Origin of the sequence: Dysgonomonas sp. 511 (genome assembly GCF_010501105.1) — a bacterium.
In the GTDB taxonomy this organism is placed as follows: domain Bacteria; phylum Bacteroidota; class Bacteroidia; order Bacteroidales; family Dysgonomonadaceae; genus Dysgonomonas.
This window is the reverse complement of the sequence record NZ_QVMQ01000025.1, coordinates 29,544-47,225: the sequence shown is the minus strand read 5'-3', so window position 1 is coordinate 47,225 and position 17,682 is coordinate 29,544. Positions and strand designations below refer to the sequence as shown.

The window sequence follows — 17,682 nt, the reverse complement described above, 5'->3', positions numbered from 1 at the left end:
AGATTTTTTCTATTTCGGGCGAATGATAATTCGCCCCTACAATAGCCAAAACCGGAATATCATTTTTTCATACGTTTGCCCTGCTTTTCTATACTATTCATTATATAATACTCGGAAAAAGTAAGTACCTTTGTATTTGCAAATCAAAAATTGACGCAATGTAGAATTTAGTTTCTTATTAAAATTATAGAGATAGGAATTGAGCCTCATAAGAGGTTCTGGTTATTCACTTTATAAATTAAGAAACTATGTTGATACTTCAAGATATTGCGTATTCGCATCCCAACAAAGACTTATTATTCGATAATATAAGCCTTACAGTCAACAATCACGACAAGGTAGCCCTGATAGGTAACAACGGATCGGGAAAATCTACATTACTCAAGATTATTTCCGGTTCATTACCACCCTCTTCGGGGCGAGTAGTGGCAGATAGCAAGCCTTATTTTATCCCTCAGATTTTCGGCCAGTACAATCACCTTACCATTGCCGAAGCATTGAATATCAATGTAAAGCTTAAGGCATTAGAAGAAATTCTGGCAGGAAACGCTACTGAGGAAAATATGCTTCTATTAGACGATGACTGGACTATAGACCAGCGTTGCCGGGAAGCCTTAAACTATTGGCAACTCGATGATCTGGATTTGAACCTGAAAATGTCGAATCTGAGCGGAGGCCAGAAGACTAAGGTTTTCCTTGCCGGTATCCATATCCACCAACCGGAATTTGTCTTGCTCGATGAACCAAGCAACCATCTGGATGTGAAAGGACGCGAGCAGTTGTACGATTTCATACAAACGTCGAATAAGACTCTCTTGATTGTAAGCCACGACAGGAAGTTGCTCAATTTGTTGAATCTGGTTTGTGAGCTCAGTAAGCACGGCATTACTGTATATGGCGGCAATTATGATTTCTATGCCGAACAGAAGCAACTACAGCGCGAAGCTCTCGACCAGGATATAAAAAGTAAAGAAAAAGCTTTGCGGAAAGCCAAAGAGAAGGAGCGTGAAACTATAGAGCGGCAGCAGAAGCTTGATGCCCGCGGAAAAAAGAAGCAGGAAAAGGCAGGAACAGCCCGCATAATGATGAATACGCTGCGGAACAAGGCTGAAAACAGCACTTCTAAGGTAAAGGATATTCATGCCGATAGGATAGATGGCATTTTTCAGGAACTAAAAGACTTACGCGCTTCAGCTACCGATACAGATAAGATGAAACTCGGCTTCGACAATTCTTCCTTACACAAAGGCAAGGTGTTGTTTACTGCTAAAGACGTCAATTTCAGCTATTCAGACCGGTTGCTTTGGCCTGAAAACCTGAACTTTCAGATTGTAAGCGGCGAGCGTATTGCTTTAAAAGGCTTAAACGGTTCGGGAAAGACCACGTTGATAAAGATTATACTCGGCAACATTGTACCGCAAGAGGGCGATGTTTATATTGCAGATAATAAGACAATCTATATAGATCAGGATTATTCATTGATTAACAATGTGTTGTCGGTTTACCAACAAGCTGAACTATACAATAATTCCGGCTTGCAGGAACATGAAATAAAGTCACGGCTCAACAGGTTCTTGTTTACGAAGCAAGATTGGGACAAACCATGCGAAAGCCTGAGTGGTGGCGAACGTATGCGATTGATACTTTGTTGCCTCACCATCAGCAACCAGGCGCCTGATATAATCGTGCTGGACGAACCAACAAATAATCTTGACATTCAAAGTATGGAAATACTTACGATGGCCATCAACGAGTATAGGGGAACTCTGATCGTTGTTTCGCACGATAGCTATTTTCTGGAACAAATAAATATAGAACGCTTTATAAAACTATAACAACACTTACGATATCTATGAAAAAGAGAAAGCTTTTGAGCCAGCAGCATCCTGCACTGTATTTTATAGCAGTTTGGCTGCGCAGGATCAGGCGGTATGGAAGTTGGTATTTTGGGCGAAAGAAGTATAGCAAACACAGAGATGCTCAAAAGCTTCCGTTTAGGGTTAAGAAGCACCAGTCTGTTCTTCTCAAGAAGCTGGGCGAAAGCGATATGCAACTGCAAATAAATAAGATAACCAATCTGCGTATTGCTGTTGGCAAGGTAGACGGCATAATTATCCATCCCGGCGAAACCTTCTCTTTTTGCAAACTGGTAGGATTGCCCACGCGCCGCAAGGGATATCTGGAGGGGATGGAACTTTCTTTTGGTAAAGCCCGTCCGGGTATCGGCGGAGGATTGTGCCAGATATCCAATTTGGTACATTGGCTGGTGATGCATAGCCCATTGACTGTGACAGAACGTTATCATCATTCGTTCGACCCTTTTCCCGACGATGGGCGTGTGCTCCCGTTCGGTAGTGGTGCTACAGTATTCTATAATTATCGCGATTATCAGTTTACAAACAACACGCCTTATACTTTCCAAGTGAATCTTTGGCTTACAGATAAGTGCTTGGAGGGTGAACTCCGGATAGATCAGGAACTGGATTTTGCTTACCATGTATTCGAAAAAGATCATCAGTTTCTGAAAATAGGGGAGGAGTTTTATCGCAAGAATGAAATCTGGCGAAACAAGATACTCAAATTTGAAGGTGGAAAAATCGTAGATGCCGAGTTGATAACAAAGAATTTTGCAAGGGTCACCTATACGCCTGATACTTATATTGCACATAGCTGATTTGCATATTACTAATTTCTATAAACGTACTTGAGCAATCTCCAATATTTTTTATACTTTTGCGTAGCAAATAAAAATAATCAAATAAGAAATACATATATTTTATGGGAAGAGCGTTTGAATACCGCAAAGCAACTAAGCTGAAACGCTGGGGAAATATGGCCCGCGTGTTTACGAAATTAGGCAAACAAATTACAATAGCTACCAAAGAGGGTGGTCCCGAACCTGATACTAATCCACGTCTCCGTGTGCTGATGCAACAGGCTAAAAAAGAAAATATGCCTAAAGAGAATGTGGAGCGTGCCATCAAAAAGGCCACATCGAAAGACGAAGCCGACTACAAAGAAGTAAACTACGAAGGCTATGGCCCTTTTGGTATAGCTATCTTTGTGGAAACAGCAACAGACAACCCCACACGCACCGTTGCCAATGTGCGCAGTTATTTTAATAAGTTTGGCGGTTCGCTAGGTACATCTGGTAGCCTTGAGTTTCTTTTCGACCATAAATGTGTGTTTAAAATTGGAGCTAAAGATGGTGTATCTCTCGAAGACCTCGAACTCGAACTTATCGACTATGGTGTGGACGAAGTAGATCAGGACGGCGACGATATCATTCTTTATGGTGAATTTAAATCGTATTCCGATATACAGAAGTATCTGGAAGAAAACGGATTTGAAATACATAGTGCTGAATTTGAGCGTATTCCTAACGATTTTAAAGAACTTACCAAAGAACAGCAAGAACAGATTCAAAAACTTTTGGATAAATTTGATGATGATGATGATGTTCAGAACGTGTTTCACAATATGAAAGAAGATATCGAAGAATAATATTTTCTTATTCCGGTTATACTTCATATTATTCAACTTTTGTATAATAATTCCAGTTTTCATCAAGAAAAAAACGTTTATTTATCAGTTTTTTGGTAGTTTCAGAAAAAAGATGTAATTTCGAACCCGGAAAGTTAGACAGGTGTTTAAAATGGTATCTGTAGGACGATTCAAGGCTAAAAAGGTACTAACGGGTACTTTTCTTGAAGAAAGTTTGAAATATATTGTTTGCAATGATATGGCGTTAGTAGATTAACGTTCTGGCTTTCGCTCAAGTGCGGTGTTTTTACCGTATCCTTGTTTAACAACAAAAGCGCACGTGGTGGAATTGGTAGACACGCTACTTTGAGGGGGTAGTGCCGGTAACGGTGTGTGAGTTCAAATCTCGTCGTGCGCACTACTGAAAATGAAGAAGTTATAGAAATATAGCTTCTTTTTTGTTTTTGTGGCTGTGGCAAACTTTTCAATTTAACGAAATAGAAGTATCTTTGTTATTAGTGATATAAAGAGAACGAAAATGGAGAAAATGAAAATTGATATATGGTCAGACATAGCCTGTCCGTATTGCTATATAGGTAAACGGAAACTGGAAATGGCACTGGAGCAATTTCCCGATCGCGATAAAGTGGAACTCGTATGGCATAGCTACGAGCTAGATCCGGATATACCGCAAAAAAGCCTCGATATTTCAATTTACACTTATTTTGCCAATAAATATGGACTGACGGAGGCCGATGCCCACAAGAGTATGAGCAATACAGCTAAGCTGGCAGAAGAAGTAGGCCTGAATTACAATTACGATAACCTGGTAGTGGCAAATACCGCCCGTGCCTTGCGGTTGGTAAAGCTAGCCGGCAAATCGGGATTGGCAACCGAAGCCGAAGAAGTGCTTTTCGATGCTTATTTCGTTAAAGGGAAAGATATCAGTGATAAAGATACCCTTGTTGCATTAGGCGTTTCCATCGGCCTGGATGGGCAGTCTGTTGTGGAGATGCTCGAAGGGAATGATTATAAGAAGGAAGTGACGGAAGATACATCGAATGCCGACGATCTCGAATATATTCCTTATTACGTATTCAATAACAAACGGGTGATACAAGGTTCGATACCAGTAGAAGATTATCTGAAAGTATTGAATGAAGCCTACGCTGAGTGGAAACAAGGCGGTGTCTCTACAGAAACAGGTGAAGTGATAAGTGGGCAATCTTGCTCTATCGATGGCATTTGCAGTTAAAAAAAACAGAAAAGTGAAGAAACATATCCTCTCCGCATTATTCTTGTTGATCGTACTGGTGGCATGTTCGGACGACGACGACTTTTCCTCAGACCAAAACCTGAGGTTGGGTTTCTCGGCCGACTCTATCGCCTTCGATACAGTATTTACAACTATCGGTTCTGCTACAAAGCAATTTAAAATACATAACCGCAACAATAAATCGCTGGTTATAGAATCTGCCGAACTGGTGAATGCTGCCAAAAGCGGCTTCCGGATGAATATAGATGGAGTAAAGGGTACACGCATAACAAACCTCGAAGTACTGAAAAACGATAGCTTGTTTGGCTTTGTAGAGGTTACAGTAAACCCTTTAGATGAAAATTCGCCTGTTCTTATCAAAGATTCTATCCGGTTTGTAACCAATGGCAATGTGCAATATGTACACCTCGAAGCCGTGGGGCAGGATGTTTATATCTGGAAAAACAGAAGTGTAACGAAAGACAGCATTATCACTAACACCAAGCCCCTGTTGGTCTACGATTCGCTTGTTGTGAAAAAGGGAGCGAAAGCCACAATAGGCGAAGGGGTTACCCTTTATATGAAAGCCGAAGCTTCTATACAGGTTCACGGCACATTGTTGGTACAGGGTACAATAGAGAATCCGGTTGCAATAAGAGGTTCGCGCTTTGGCAATATCGAGGGGAAGATCCCTTATGACAATGTTCCCGGACAGTGGGACGGCATCTATTTCTTTCCCGAAAGTTTTGGCAACAGGCTCGAAAATGTACATATCCGAAATGCTAATCGCAGCATGACATTTTACCCATCAGTCGCCGATATGCAAAAAGCCGTCATTTACAATACGATCGTGCACAATTCGTACGACTATGGGATATTGGCTTCCAATTGCAGGATTGATTTTACCAACGGGTTGTTCTCTAATGCAAGGGGGGCGGTGGTCGAATTGCAGGGAGGAGAGTATAATTTTTGGCACTGCACCATTGCAAATTATTTTAGCTGGGCTTCGCGGGGAAAAGAAAGTATGGTGCTTGCCCATTCGGGCACGAATCTGTTGGACTGTAAAGTTACAAACACCATTATCTATGGATCTTTAAGCCGTGAACTATTGATAGATAAGGCCATACAGGGCGATTATAGCTTTATCAATTGCCTGATAAGAGGCAATGAACAGGCCGGAGGCAATTTTACTGATATAATATGGAATACCGCACCTCTGTTCCTCAACTTGAACAAGGACAAGGATTATTCCTACAATTTCCGTTTACAGGAAAATTCTCCGGCAATAGCAGCCGGCAACCAGTATTATTCCCAGTCTGTACCATACGATATAGACGGATATCCGAGGCTGACCGACGGAAGTTCGAATATTGGATGCTATGAGCATTAAGAAAGCTTTGGGGGTTTTATGTTTATTGTTCGTTATCGTTTTCTTTTCCGGACAAGAGGTAGATGCTCAGGAAAAGTTTCGTATAATGTTCTACAATGCCGAAAACCTATATGATGTAAAAAATAATCCAGCAACGAACGATGAAGATTTTACTCCCGAAGGCAAGCTTCGATGGAACCATCACCGCTACTGGAAGAAACTGCACGATGTAAGCAAGGTTATAACGTCGGTGGGAGAGGGTTATCCTCCGGCAGTAGTTGGCTTGTGCGAAGTGGAAAACGATTCCGTATTGACCGACCTTACCTGCAAGGCAGCCCTCCGGCGACATAAATATCAGTATGTAATTACCTATTCGAAAGATTCGCGCGGGGCAAATGTTGCTTTGCTTTACCAGCGCGACCAGATAAAAATATTATCCCATAAAAGTTATACACCCATATTAGGAGATTCGGCAAAAGCTACGCGCGATATACTCCATGTGACAGGCAAAGTAGTGAACGGGAAGATATTGGATATATTTGTTTGTCATTTCCCATCGCGCAACGAAGGCATAAAGAAAAGCCGCCCTTACAGGATAAAGTGCGCCGAACTGCTAAGGCAGCAAACAGATAGCCTCCGCCGGGTTAGGAAAGATGCCAATATCATTATTATGGGCGATTTCAACGACTATCCGCACGATATCAGTATAAAAGAGACGCTCGGGGCAAGAGGTGTCTCAGACGATCTTTCTGCCGACAGGCTTTATAATATGTTTTACGATAAAGGAGTTCAAGATAAAAATAGTGCAGGTTCGTACAAATACAGAGGCAAGTGGGGGTATATAGATCAGTTTGTGGTCAGTGGCAACCTGCTCATCAGTCCCCGGTTATATATAAAGAATAAGGAAGCCCATGTTTTTTCTGCTGGTTTCCTCTTCGAAAAAGACAATCCCAAATATGGAGGCGCGAAGCCTTTGCGTACCTATTCGGGATATAAGTATCTGGGCGGTATCAGCGACCACCTGCCCGTTTATATGGATTTGGTAATAAGGGAGGATTAATAAGAAGAATTATCCAAAGCGTCTTGTATATTGCCGAATACGGCAGCAAGCAGGGAACGCACATGCCTGAGCCCCTCTTCATCGATACCCGCCAAAGCCGATTCCATAGTGGTAGCAATAGCGTTTGTCGCCTTTTCTTTTATTGCTTTTCCTTGATCGGTAAGGAAAATAAGGTTGGAACGCCGGTCTGTTTCCGAGGCATTGCGGTACACCAGCCCTTGCTTAGTCAGGTTGTCGATAAGCCTTGTCATGCTCGGCTTGTCTTTGAAGGTCGAATTGCAAAGCGTCTGTTGCGCAACCCCGTCTTCTTTCCACAAGAAAGCCAGTACAGTCCACTGTTCGGGTGTGATATCCAGTCCCTCTTTCCTGAAGTTGCGGTACATCATACGGTTTATAGCCATCGAAACTTTACCGTTGATAATAGGGAATATCAGATTCAGGTCGTGGTCTATACTCAATATTTCGTCGTTGTCCATCTATGTTTTTCTTGTTTGTCAACTACAAAAGTAAGATAAGAAGTCTGTAAGTCAAAGATTTTTTACAGCTTTTACATTTTGATTTATTAATAAAAAGCCATATCTTTGCACCTCATTTGAAAAAATGTAAGTTTAATCATTAATTAATTTATTTATGAACAATTACGAAACCGTTTTCATTTTGACTCCCGTTTTGTCTGATGCTCAGATGAAGGAAGCGGTAGATAAATTCAAAACTATTTTGACCAACGAAGGGGCAACAATAGTGAATGAAGAAAACTGGGGGCTTCGCAAACTTGCGTATCCTATCCAAAAGAAATCTACCGGTTTTTATGCATTTCTTGAGTTCGAAGCCGATCCTGCTGTGATCTCTAAGTTGGAAGTTAACTTCCGTCGCGACGAGCGTGTAATCCGTTTTTTGACTTTCCGTCAAGACAAATTCGCTCATGAGTATGCGCAAAAGAGAAGAAATTTGAAATCATCTAAAAAAACAGAAGAAGTAAAGGAGAACTAAGTTATGGCACAACAATCAGAAATCAGATATTTGACTCCGCCTTCAGTTGACGTCAAGAAAAAGAAATATTGCCGTTTCAAAAAGAACGGTATCAAGTATATCGACTACAAAGACCCTGAGTTTTTGAAGAAATTCCTTAACGAACAAGGAAAAATCCTTCCTCGTCGTATTACAGGAACTTCATTGAAATTCCAACGTCGTGTAGCTCAAGCTGTAAAAAGAGCACGCCATCTGGCATTGCTTCCTTATGTAACAGACTTAATGAAATAATAAAGGAGGAAAGAAAGATGCAAGTAATATTGAAAGAAGATGTCCTTAACCTAGGATACAAAGATGAAGTAGTAACTGTGAAAGACGGTTACGGACGCAACTACCTTCTTCCCCAAGGTAAAGCTGTAATAGCTACAGAGTCGGCGAAAAAAGTATTGTCTGAAAACATGAAGCAACGTGCCCACAAACTTGAGAAAATCAAACAAGATGCTCAGGGGTTGGCTGCAAAACTCGATGGTGTTTCACTGGTGATAGGAGCGAAAACAAGCACTACAGGTACTATCTTCGGATCGGTTACCAATATCCAGATAGCAGAAGCATTGGAGAAAAAAGGCTTCACTGTAGACCGTAAGGTTATCGTGATAAAAGATTCTGTAAAAGAAGTAGGAAATTACAAAGCTATAGCAAAACTTCACAAAGAAGTTTCTGTAGAAATTCCTTTCGAAGTAGTTTCTGAATAAGAAATTAAGAATATAAATAGAGGGGCAGCAGTCGTTTTGATTGCTGCCTTTTTTGATTGATTGACACTTTCCCATATTTTGTGAAAACTGTATATGAGAATAATGTTTAGGGCAAGAAAGCAATTAAAGACATGAAAAACTGCATAGAAAAGGGAATATCGGTACAATATAGCTAAATCACAATAAAGCATCATTCCTTTTGTGAAATGTAGCATTGTCAAGTACAATAACTGAATTTTGAGGGATATTCGGCAGTAATTCTCGAGTAAGCCATTCATAGAAAACATCGGCATCTATATTGCAATGAAATAAACAAACATTCAATAATTTGAAGTTGGAGATAGCTCCGATAACATTAACTCTTCCCTTTGCGTGCCAGTCTTTGCTTGCATAACATCTCTTACCCCTAAGGCTATAGCCTCTGTCCCTGGGTGCATCCACACAAAAGCCACTTTCATCCAAATAAATTATGGGGCGTTTGTCTATCAATTCGTATTGGATGAGCTTAAGCTGAAATTGAAGTCTGGATAATTCATCGGCTTTAGGATGAAATAGCGTTTTTTTTATTACTGACTGCTAAGCGCTTAAGTGCGTAAAATATTGTACTTTGACCAACTCCAAATTTCTTTGCTCGTTCGTATTGGTAAGCATCAGGATTTTCCTCTACATCTTTGAGTAGAGCCTTCATGTCTATTTTTGTTGATGGTTTGTTGCGCTTTGTTTTAGGCTCGATACGCTGTTGCCATCTAAATAGTGTCCGGATGGGAATCCCAAACAGTTCACTTGTCTGCTGATAAGTAAGACGTTGATCTGACTTGATCTTAAATACTTGTTTGCGAAAATCTAGTGAATAACTCATTCTCAAAGATACTAAAAATATGTCAAATTATTATGATTTAACTATAGTAGAATATAAAATAGCTTTTTCATAATTGTTTATTTTGTTGCAAAGATAGAGAGTTTAGTTAAAAATGAAAAATTAAGAGTTGAATTAAAGCTAAAAAGGGATATAATTATCAGGAAGTATTGATATCAGGAAAAAATCCAATGCATCGTTGAAATGTATCCTTAGCCAATTCAATCTTTATTCCTACGTCTTTCCTCGGCTTGCCGTTCTTTTTCCTTTCGTTCCTGCTCTCTGGCTTTCTCCAGTTCTTTACGCTCTTTTTCGCGTTGGCGACGGCGTTCTTCCTGTTCGCGCTCTTTTTGTTTACGGAGTTCTTCCCTAGCTTTTTCTTTCTCCTTACGTTCATTTTCCCGATCGCGCAAACGCTGCTCTTGTTGGCGTTGATGTTCTTTGCGTTCGTTTTCTTTACGCTTCTGTTCGTCTTCACGGGCTTTTATTGCAGCTTTTTCTGCATCCTTTTTACGTTGCTCTTCAAGCTTAGCTTCTTCTTTTTTAGCCTTCTCTGCCGCTTTGATAGAATCTTGTAGCACTTTTTCGGCATTAGCAATGGAATCGCTATGCATTTTTTCTACCCTGCGCACAGAGTCTTGACGGGCTTTTTCTATTGCTTTCTGCTCTTTCTTGCGCTCCTTTTCCTGTCTTTGCTGTTCTTTCAGGGCATCCCTTTCTTCTTTAGTCAGTTTTTGCCTGTTCTTATATTGGTTGAACAGCCCTTTTATCCCATCTACAGGATTGCTCATTATATCCTCAACCTTTTCTATAGCATCGTTTACCTGTCCTACTTTCTCCAATTGCTCGTCAGTCAACAGGTCGTCGGCAGTTATTTCCTTGTCGTTTACAGGTTTTTCCGGCTTAGTTGCAGGTTTGGCCTCTACTGGTCTTTTTGTTTCTTCTTTCACCTGTGGTTGAACGTTTTTTTCTTCCGGTTCTGCTGTACCTTCTTCCGTTGCCGACACATCCTGCTCCATTTCTTTATTGTTCCAATAGGAAATAAGCTGAGGCAGCAACGATTCATAATGTTCTTCTACAAATGCCATATATTCAGCCATTCCCATACGCGGCAAGGCTTTTGTATAATTCTCAACGGAAATAGGAACAACCATTATTGTCGTATCTATTTTCGACATCAACCCTCCCGGCGCAAAAGCCTTATTCAAGTACGACCTAACATTGGCAAATGTCGCAAAGCCTTTCATCTGTAATATATCGTAAGGAGGATCGGTTTCGAAACTAAGGTCGTAAGTCTGTATCACATAGTTGGAGAAGTTATAATCTGCAACTTCATACAACAGCTCGTTCCTGTCTATCGTATTCGACTTATACATCAGCAGCAACAGGTATTCCGTATCAAGGTTGTCGGTAAACAACACGGCCTTACCTTCGTCATCCACCATCGTACTATCCGACAGATAAGCCTTGCTCCAGTCGAAATCGGTGATCGGCGTACCGTCCGACAGCAATCCCCTGCCATCTTTTATCCTTTCCAATATTTGTGAAGCCAATGAAGTAACGTCCGATTTGGGATATTTCTCCGTCAATTCCTTCAGGTTATCGCCCAATGCTTGTATGTCGCGGCTTTGGGCATACGACAAGGCGTTGAGTAATGCAAACTTAGGCATAAGAGTGGTCAGCGGATATTTTTCATTCATCGTGCGGTAGTTGCTCCTTACAGCCTGTACATCGGCTTTCTGGTATGCTTCGTAAGCTGCATTATAAAGCGAATCCTGAATAACCGGCAGATGCCTGAAATTCCACTCATAGTCGGCATCCGACAATGCTCTGGCATATACCCCCTCTGTAAATTCGCTCAAAAGCCTGTTCCTGTAATCAGCCATCATAGCCTTGTTGCCTGCCTGCATATATATCAATAGCAACTGATAGTATATTTCCTCAAGATTAGGCGTTTGCGGAAAACGCTCTATATCTGTATTAAAGGCATCTATCGCCAACGGTATATTCTGTAATTTATCTTTATAGATCAGCCCCATATTGAACAAGGCATTTTCGATCAGCTCGTTCGATTCTGTCACAGCTTCTTCGGTGAGAGGCAATTGTTGCAGGTAATACTCCACCGAATAGACATTGTTAGAAACCGAGTCACTCTCTAGAGCCTCCACTTCACCTGTTTGCGGATTTAATGAAGTGCTATCGGTGCCAGCTATAATATCGGTTTCGCCTCCAAAATCATCGAATGATGATGTCGTACTCGTTTTATTCTTCCTGCGCCAATCGTCTTCCAGTTTCCGGTTGCCCCATTGTTTTTTGAAGGCTATTTTTCCCTGGTTTACAGCCTGTTCGTTATAAAAATAAAACGCATTTGCATTGTTTTGCTGTCCGAAAGATGTTTGCGGAATTACAGGAGTTATTTGTTGATTGTTAGTAGGTTCAAGCAACGAGTTATTGCCCAGGTCTCCCCAACTGGTTAACCGTTGGCTGCGCTGTTCTTCCTGCTTTAGCCTTTCCTCCTCTTTGCGTCTTTTCTCTTCTTCTTCTTTTAGTGTCTCTATTTTTTTATTGATAAGCGCCAATCGCTCATCTTCGGGCAAGCGGGCAACATATTGCAAACTATCCTGTTCCTCCACTGTCTTCACATGCACCACCAGTTCGTCAAGCACATTGGAACGCAATGCTACGCGGGGATATGCCGGATGCGACTTTTTCAATTGCGTAAGCGGCCCTTGGTAGAATGGCTGGGCATTTACAAATTCGCGCCGGTCGAAATAAAGATCGCCAAGAGCCACTTCTGCCATCATCTTGTCGTAACCATTGCGAGAGCTTTCTTTTACAGCCTCCCTATAATTCTCTATGGCTTTTATCGTATCCGCGCTTTGCAGGTAAACATTACCAATCGTATAGTAAAGCTGGTCTTTATACTCTTTGTTCTTGGAGCTTTTAGCCATCTTTGTAAGCGAAGATATAATGGTTTTATCCCCTTTCGACGTATCGAGCAAGGCTTGCTGCAATTTGGCATTAAGCGTATATTTATATGGTGTGCTGCCTCCCTGCACATCGCCAAAAGCTTTATAGGCATTGGCTTTGTCTCCTGTTTCTTCGTAAAGTTGTGCAAGCAGGTATCTCATCCGTAGCTTCTGATGCTTATCTTTTTCTTTTTTTATTGCCGATTGCAAGTACGGTATAGCTTCCTGATATTCGCCTGTGCGCACCAGATAATTCGCCTTCACCGAAGCATAAAGCCCTTCGTGGCTTTTGGGTGGGCCTCCTGCCAACTCCATCTTATGCAAGATATTACCTGCTTCGTACATCCATCCCATTTCTGTATATGCACGTGCTATCCAAAGGTTACTTTCGGCTACTATATCGGGCTGCGAGCCATATATCTTGGTAATGTACATAAATGTGGTAATAGCTCGAAGGTAATTGCCGTCGTGAAACTCGGCACGCGCCAATAGCAGCCATACCTGATCCATAAAGGGAGTGTATTCTTTTTGCTGCAACCATGCCTGATATTCAGTATCATTGCGGCGTTTAGGGTCGCGCCGTGGCTTGGTCTTTATAGAGTGAAGCTTAATAGCTTTGGTGGTTTTATCTATTGTAGTGGTAAAATTCCCCGTGCCCGATTGGAAGCTATTTGCTGTGGTATCCGAATTATCTGGAAACACATACAGCATTTCCGAGAGGTTGTCGTCGATATTACGCTGCTTGTTTTTCAGGGCTTCTTTGTAGGCTTCGTTTGCATTGAAGTGAATATTGTAACGTGTGTTTACAGAGTGGTAGAAACGCGTCAAAGCCGTATTCTTCTGGTTAGAACACGACCAAGTAAACAACAAACACAGTACCCCTGCAACAAAAAGCAGTGTACCCATTATCTTATTCTGCGACACGTAGAGACTGCTGGCTAATGATGATTGTTACAATAAATAAAACACAAAAATAAACATTTTATTGTATTAGGCATTAATATCGTGCAAGACGATAAATTCATGCAGATTGGCTCCGTTGTACTTGGTGAGGAGTAAAATGCCTCTAGCCCATATGCTTGCAAATATAGCCAGACTCGGAATTTGGTGATTTTTTCCTAAAAAACGGCTTTATTTACATATTCTAACTTTGAAGATTTCATATTTTCATTACATTTGTATATATAACTACAATAAAACCTTATGGAAAATAACAAATTTTTAACGCTCATCAGGGATGGTATTCTTGAGAACTGGGAACGCCCCGCCCTGTCCGATTATAATGGCGAAACATATCTGTACAAAGATTTCGCACGTAAGATAGCGCAAATACATATCCTGCTCAACGATATGGAAGTGAAGCAGGGAGACAAAATCGCTATCTGTGGACGCAACTCGGCAAACTGGGCTGTAGCATTCTTTGCCTCGCTCAACTATGGGGCTGTTATAACCACCCTTTTGCACGATTTTAGCGGAGAGAGCATCCATACACTTGTAAACCATTGCGAAGCACGGTTTATGTTTGCAGACGAATTTGTATGGTCGAAAATAGATCCTGTGCAAATGCCGGCCGTGGAAACTATAATGATAATTGACGACTTTTCGGTAAAGAAATCGAGGTCGGCAAAATTGCTAGAATCATGTTCCGACCTTGAGCATGCGTTCAGACAGAAATATCCGGACGGCTTTACCAAAGCCAACGTAAAAGTATATGACGAATCACCAGACGAACTTGCTGTACTCAACTATACTTCGGGAACTACAAGCAATCCTAAAGGAGTGATGATACCATACCGCAGCCTTTGGTCGAACACGCGCTTCGCCATCGACAACATCCCATTCGTAAAAGCAGGCGACGGCATAGTATGTATGCTGCCCATGGCACATATGTACGGGTTGGCTTTCGAGATATTGCTGTCGATATGCAAAGGCTGTCACATCCATTTCCTTACACGCGTGCCTTCGCCGCAAATCATTATGGACGCTTTTTCGAAAGTAAAACCTACGCTAGTATTAGCCGTACCGCTTATCATAGAGAAGATAGTGCAAACAAGGGTTTTCCCACAACTGGCAAAGCAACCGGTAAAAACGCTGTTGAAAATACCATTTTTCAAGAAGAAAATATATAAACAAGTAGCCGATAAGCTGATTCCTGTATTTGGCGGTAAACTAATAGAAGTAGTTATTGGAGGTGCAGCCTTGAACAAAGAGGTAGGTACATTCCTTTCGGATATAAAATTCCCTTATACAGTAGGCTATGGCATGACCGAATGCGGCCCGCTGATATCATACGAATACTGGGAAACATATAAACCAGCTTCGTGCGGACGCCCTGTAGACCGTATGAGTGTACGCATAGATTCGGCAAACATGGAAACTGAAACGGGGGAAATTTTAGTAAAGGGACAAAATGTCATGTTGGGATACTTTAAAAACGCGGAAGCAACAAAACACGTTCTCGATGGAGAGGGATGGCTGCGTACCGGCGACTTGGGAGTGATGGACAAAGACGGCTTTGTCTTTATCAAAGGACGTAGCAAAACAATGATACTGGGAGCTTCGGGGCAAAATATATATCCGGAAGAAATAGAAGATTTCTATAATAATTCGCCATATGTAGCCGAATCGCTCATTATAGAAGAAAATGGCAAATTGATAGCACTTATCTATCCCAACAAAGAATATATGAAGCAGCATGGTATTGGAGAAAACGACTATTCGACTATCTTTGTATCCGAAATGAAAGCTATCAACAAGCGGTTGCCAAAATACAGCCAGGTGGTGAATTTCAGAATACAGGAACAGGAATTTGAGAAGACGCCCAAAAGGAGTATAAAGCGGTTCTTGTATCAGAAGAATTGATATAGAAAAAATCATAAAACTTTTAATCTCTTTTCACAAAGATTAAAAGTTTTATTTTTTTGCAGTCAGACGAAACTATAGTTTAAGATAACTGATTCGACAATATGCTTAAAATGTATTATCTTTGGCAATATTTTTTTGAAATAAATTATTAAAAACAGATATGTCAGACGATAAGAAAATTATTTTCTCGATGATTGGCGTGAGTAAAATCTACCCGCCACAAAAACAAGTATTAAAAAATATTTACCTCTCTTTTTTTTATGGGGCTAAGATAGGTATTATCGGCCTCAACGGTTCGGGTAAATCTACCCTGCTTAAAATTATTGCAGGTATCGACAAAGAATACCAAGGCGAAATAGTTTCCGACAAAGGATTTAGTGTCGGCTATCTGGAGCAAGACCCAAAACTCGACCCGGCCAAGACCGTAAAAGAAATAGTGCAGGAAGGCGTGCAACCTATCATGGACTTGCTGAAAGAATATGAAGAAATAAACGAAAAATTTGGTTTGGCCGAGTATTATGAGGATCCGGATAAAATGGACTCTCTGTTTGCCCGTCAGGCCGAATTGCAAGATAAAATAGATGCCTCCGACGCATGGAACATCGACAACAAGCTGGAACGTGCTATGGATGCCCTCCGCTGTCCGCCCGAAGACCAGTTGGCAGAAAACCTGTCGGGAGGAGAAGCACGCCGCGTAGCCCTTTGCCGCCTCTTGTTGCAAGAACCGGATGTACTACTACTCGATGAGCCGACCAACCACCTGGATGCCGAATCTATCGACTGGCTCGAACAACACCTTCAACAATATAAAGGAACGGTTATCTGCATTACGCACGACCGTTACTTCCTCGACCATGTAGCAGGATGGATTCTCGAACTCGACCGTGGCGAAGGCATCCCGTGGAAAGGAAACTACACCTCGTGGCTCGAACAGAAAACCAAACGTATGGAGCAGGAAGAAAAGCAAGCCAGCAAACGCCGCAAAACGCTCGAACGCGAATTGGAATGGGTGCGTATGGCACCTAAAGCCCGCCATGCCAAAGGTAGAGCCCGCATAAACGACTACGAGAAACTATTGAACGCCGACGAAAAAGAGCGTGAAGAAAAACTCGAAATATTTATTCCCAACGGCCCTCGCCTTGGTAATAAAGTAATAGAAGCTCACGGTGTGAGCAAAGCCTTTGGCGACAAACTGCTGTTCGACAATCTCGAATTTATGCTTCCGCCATCGGGTATAGTAGGTATCATAGGGCCAAATGGTGCCGGTAAAACCACGCTTTTCCGCCTTATACAAGGGCTCGAACAAGCAGACAAAGGTACATTCGAAGTAGGCGAAACAGTGAAAATAGGCTATGTAGACCAGGCTCATACTGATATTGACCCCAACAAGAGCGTATATCAAACCATATCGGGAGGCAACGAGTTTGTCCGTGTAGGCGGACGCGAGATAAACGCACGTGCATACCTCTCGCGGTTCAATTTCTCGGGAGGCGATCAGGAAAAGCTTACAGGGGTGCTTTCGGGTGGTGAGCGAAACCGCCTGCATCTGGCATTGACACTCAAATCGGAAGCCAATGTATTGTTGCTCGACGAGCCTACAAATGATATTGATGTCAATACCCTGCGTGCATTGGAAGAAGGTTTGGAAAACTTTGCCGGCTGTGCTGTTGTTATATCCCACGACCGCTGGTTCCTCGACCGCATCTGTACACATATCCTGGCGTTTGAAGGCAACTCTGAAGTCTTCTTCTTCGAAGGTAGTTACAGCGAATACGAAGAAAACAAGAAAGCCCGTATGGGTAATGTAGAACCTAAGCGGATACGTTACAGAAAGCTGACAAATTAAAGAGCTTTGTTAAAAAAAGTGATATCTTCGTGCAACGAAAGTAAAATTGCACAATCTAATATATGAAAAAATCAAGAATGAGTATTTTTATATTCATTCTTGATTTTTAGTAACTGCTAGATGACTTTTTTAGTTGTCTGCAAATATCCTTTTAATTAAATAAATAATAAATGAGTGGCATACCACAACACATTATAAACACAAAACATAAAAAGTATTTAATACTCACTTTTCTCTTTCTATCCTGCATCCTCGCTA

General features: G+C 41.6%; 15 protein-coding genes and 1 tRNA gene. 12 read left to right on the top strand and 4 right to left on the bottom strand.

Features of this window, described 5'->3' with window-relative positions; all coding sequences use genetic code 11:
• Positions 1–248 precede the first annotated feature (248 nt).
• From abc-f to D0T57_RS11830, 7 genes are all read left to right on the top strand, one after another.
• On the top strand, positions 249–1,835 hold the full coding sequence (gene abc-f, locus D0T57_RS11860) for a ribosomal protection-like ABC-F family protein (RefSeq protein WP_163273704.1): 1,587 nt from the start codon (positions 249–251) through the stop codon (positions 1,833–1,835).
• Between the two features lie 17 nt (positions 1,836–1,852).
• On the top strand, positions 1,853–2,674 hold the full coding sequence (locus D0T57_RS11855) for a VanW family protein (protein WP_163273703.1): 822 nt from the start codon (positions 1,853–1,855) through the stop codon (positions 2,672–2,674).
• Positions 2,675–2,778: 104 nt separating this feature from the next.
• Positions 2,779–3,504 (top strand): YebC/PmpR family DNA-binding transcriptional regulator, encoded by a 726-nt coding sequence (locus D0T57_RS11850; RefSeq protein ID WP_163273702.1) that lies wholly within the window; start codon positions 2,779–2,781, stop codon positions 3,502–3,504.
• A 313-nt stretch (positions 3,505–3,817) separates the two neighbouring features.
• Positions 3,818–3,901, top strand: a tRNA-Leu gene (locus D0T57_RS11845).
• 120 nt (positions 3,902–4,021) lie between these two features.
• Positions 4,022–4,738 carry a DsbA family oxidoreductase gene (locus D0T57_RS11840; RefSeq protein WP_163273701.1) on the top strand — a complete coding sequence of 239 codons (717 nt, stop codon included), beginning with the start codon at positions 4,022–4,024 and terminating at the stop codon, positions 4,736–4,738.
• A 13-nt stretch (positions 4,739–4,751) separates the two neighbouring features.
• Complete coding sequence (locus tag D0T57_RS11835; RefSeq protein ID WP_368666928.1) at positions 4,752–6,128, top strand: hypothetical protein; 1,377 nt, start codon at positions 4,752–4,754, stop codon at positions 6,126–6,128.
• Positions 6,118–7,167: an endonuclease/exonuclease/phosphatase family protein gene (locus tag D0T57_RS11830; protein ID WP_255490585.1), complete on the top strand. Its 1,050-nt coding sequence runs from the start codon at positions 6,118–6,120 to the stop codon at positions 7,165–7,167. The genes D0T57_RS11835 and D0T57_RS11830 overlap by 11 nt, the downstream gene beginning before the upstream one ends.
• On the opposite strand, the gene D0T57_RS11825 is transcribed toward D0T57_RS11830, so the two are convergent.
• Positions 7,164–7,643, bottom strand: a complete 480-nt coding sequence (locus D0T57_RS11825) for a MarR family winged helix-turn-helix transcriptional regulator (protein WP_163273699.1) — start codon at positions 7,641–7,643, stop codon at positions 7,164–7,166. The two genes, D0T57_RS11830 and D0T57_RS11825, sit on opposite strands and share 4 nt — an antisense overlap.
• 154 nt (positions 7,644–7,797) lie before the next feature.
• On the opposite strand from D0T57_RS11825, the gene rpsF reads away from it, so the two are divergent.
• From rpsF to rplI, 3 genes are read left to right on the top strand one after another with little or no spacing between them, the layout of a single operon-like run.
• Entirely contained in the window at positions 7,798–8,157 is a 360-nt protein-coding gene (gene rpsF / locus D0T57_RS11820; RefSeq protein WP_163273698.1) for a 30S ribosomal protein S6, read from the top strand.
• Positions 8,158–8,160: 3 nt separating this feature from the next.
• Positions 8,161–8,427 (top strand): 30S ribosomal protein S18, encoded by a 267-nt coding sequence (gene rpsR, locus D0T57_RS11815; RefSeq protein ID WP_006798740.1) that lies wholly within the window; start codon positions 8,161–8,163, stop codon positions 8,425–8,427.
• Between the two features lie 17 nt (positions 8,428–8,444).
• Positions 8,445–8,888 (top strand): 50S ribosomal protein L9, encoded by a 444-nt coding sequence (rplI, locus tag D0T57_RS11810; RefSeq protein ID WP_163273697.1) that lies wholly within the window; start codon positions 8,445–8,447, stop codon positions 8,886–8,888.
• Between the two features lie 177 nt (positions 8,889–9,065).
• Here rplI and D0T57_RS16100 read toward each other — a convergent pair whose 3' ends face one another.
• From D0T57_RS16100 to D0T57_RS11795, 3 genes are all read right to left on the bottom strand, one after another.
• Positions 9,066–9,350 (bottom strand): transposase, encoded by a 285-nt coding sequence (locus D0T57_RS16100; RefSeq protein WP_368666929.1) that lies wholly within the window; start codon positions 9,348–9,350, stop codon positions 9,066–9,068.
• 79 nt (positions 9,351–9,429) lie between these two features.
• Positions 9,430–9,747 carry an IS630 transposase-related protein gene (locus D0T57_RS11800; RefSeq protein WP_163273695.1) on the bottom strand — a complete coding sequence of 106 codons (318 nt, stop codon included), beginning with the start codon at positions 9,745–9,747 and terminating at the stop codon, positions 9,430–9,432.
• Positions 9,748–9,965: 218 nt separating this feature from the next.
• Positions 9,966–13,619 carry a tetratricopeptide repeat protein gene (locus tag D0T57_RS11795; RefSeq protein ID WP_185154676.1) on the bottom strand — a complete coding sequence of 1,218 codons (3,654 nt, stop codon included), beginning with the start codon at positions 13,617–13,619 and terminating at the stop codon, positions 9,966–9,968.
• A 297-nt stretch (positions 13,620–13,916) separates the two neighbouring features.
• Here D0T57_RS11795 and D0T57_RS11790 point away from each other — a divergent pair, with 297 nt between their 5' ends.
• Complete coding sequence (locus D0T57_RS11790) at positions 13,917–15,575, top strand: AMP-binding protein (RefSeq protein ID WP_163273693.1); 1,659 nt, start codon at positions 13,917–13,919, stop codon at positions 15,573–15,575.
• Positions 15,576–15,738: 163 nt separating this feature from the next.
• Positions 15,739–17,424 (top strand): energy-dependent translational throttle protein EttA, encoded by a 1,686-nt coding sequence (ettA, locus tag D0T57_RS11785; RefSeq protein WP_163273692.1) that lies wholly within the window; start codon positions 15,739–15,741, stop codon positions 17,422–17,424.
• Positions 17,425–17,682: the final 258 nt, after the last annotated feature.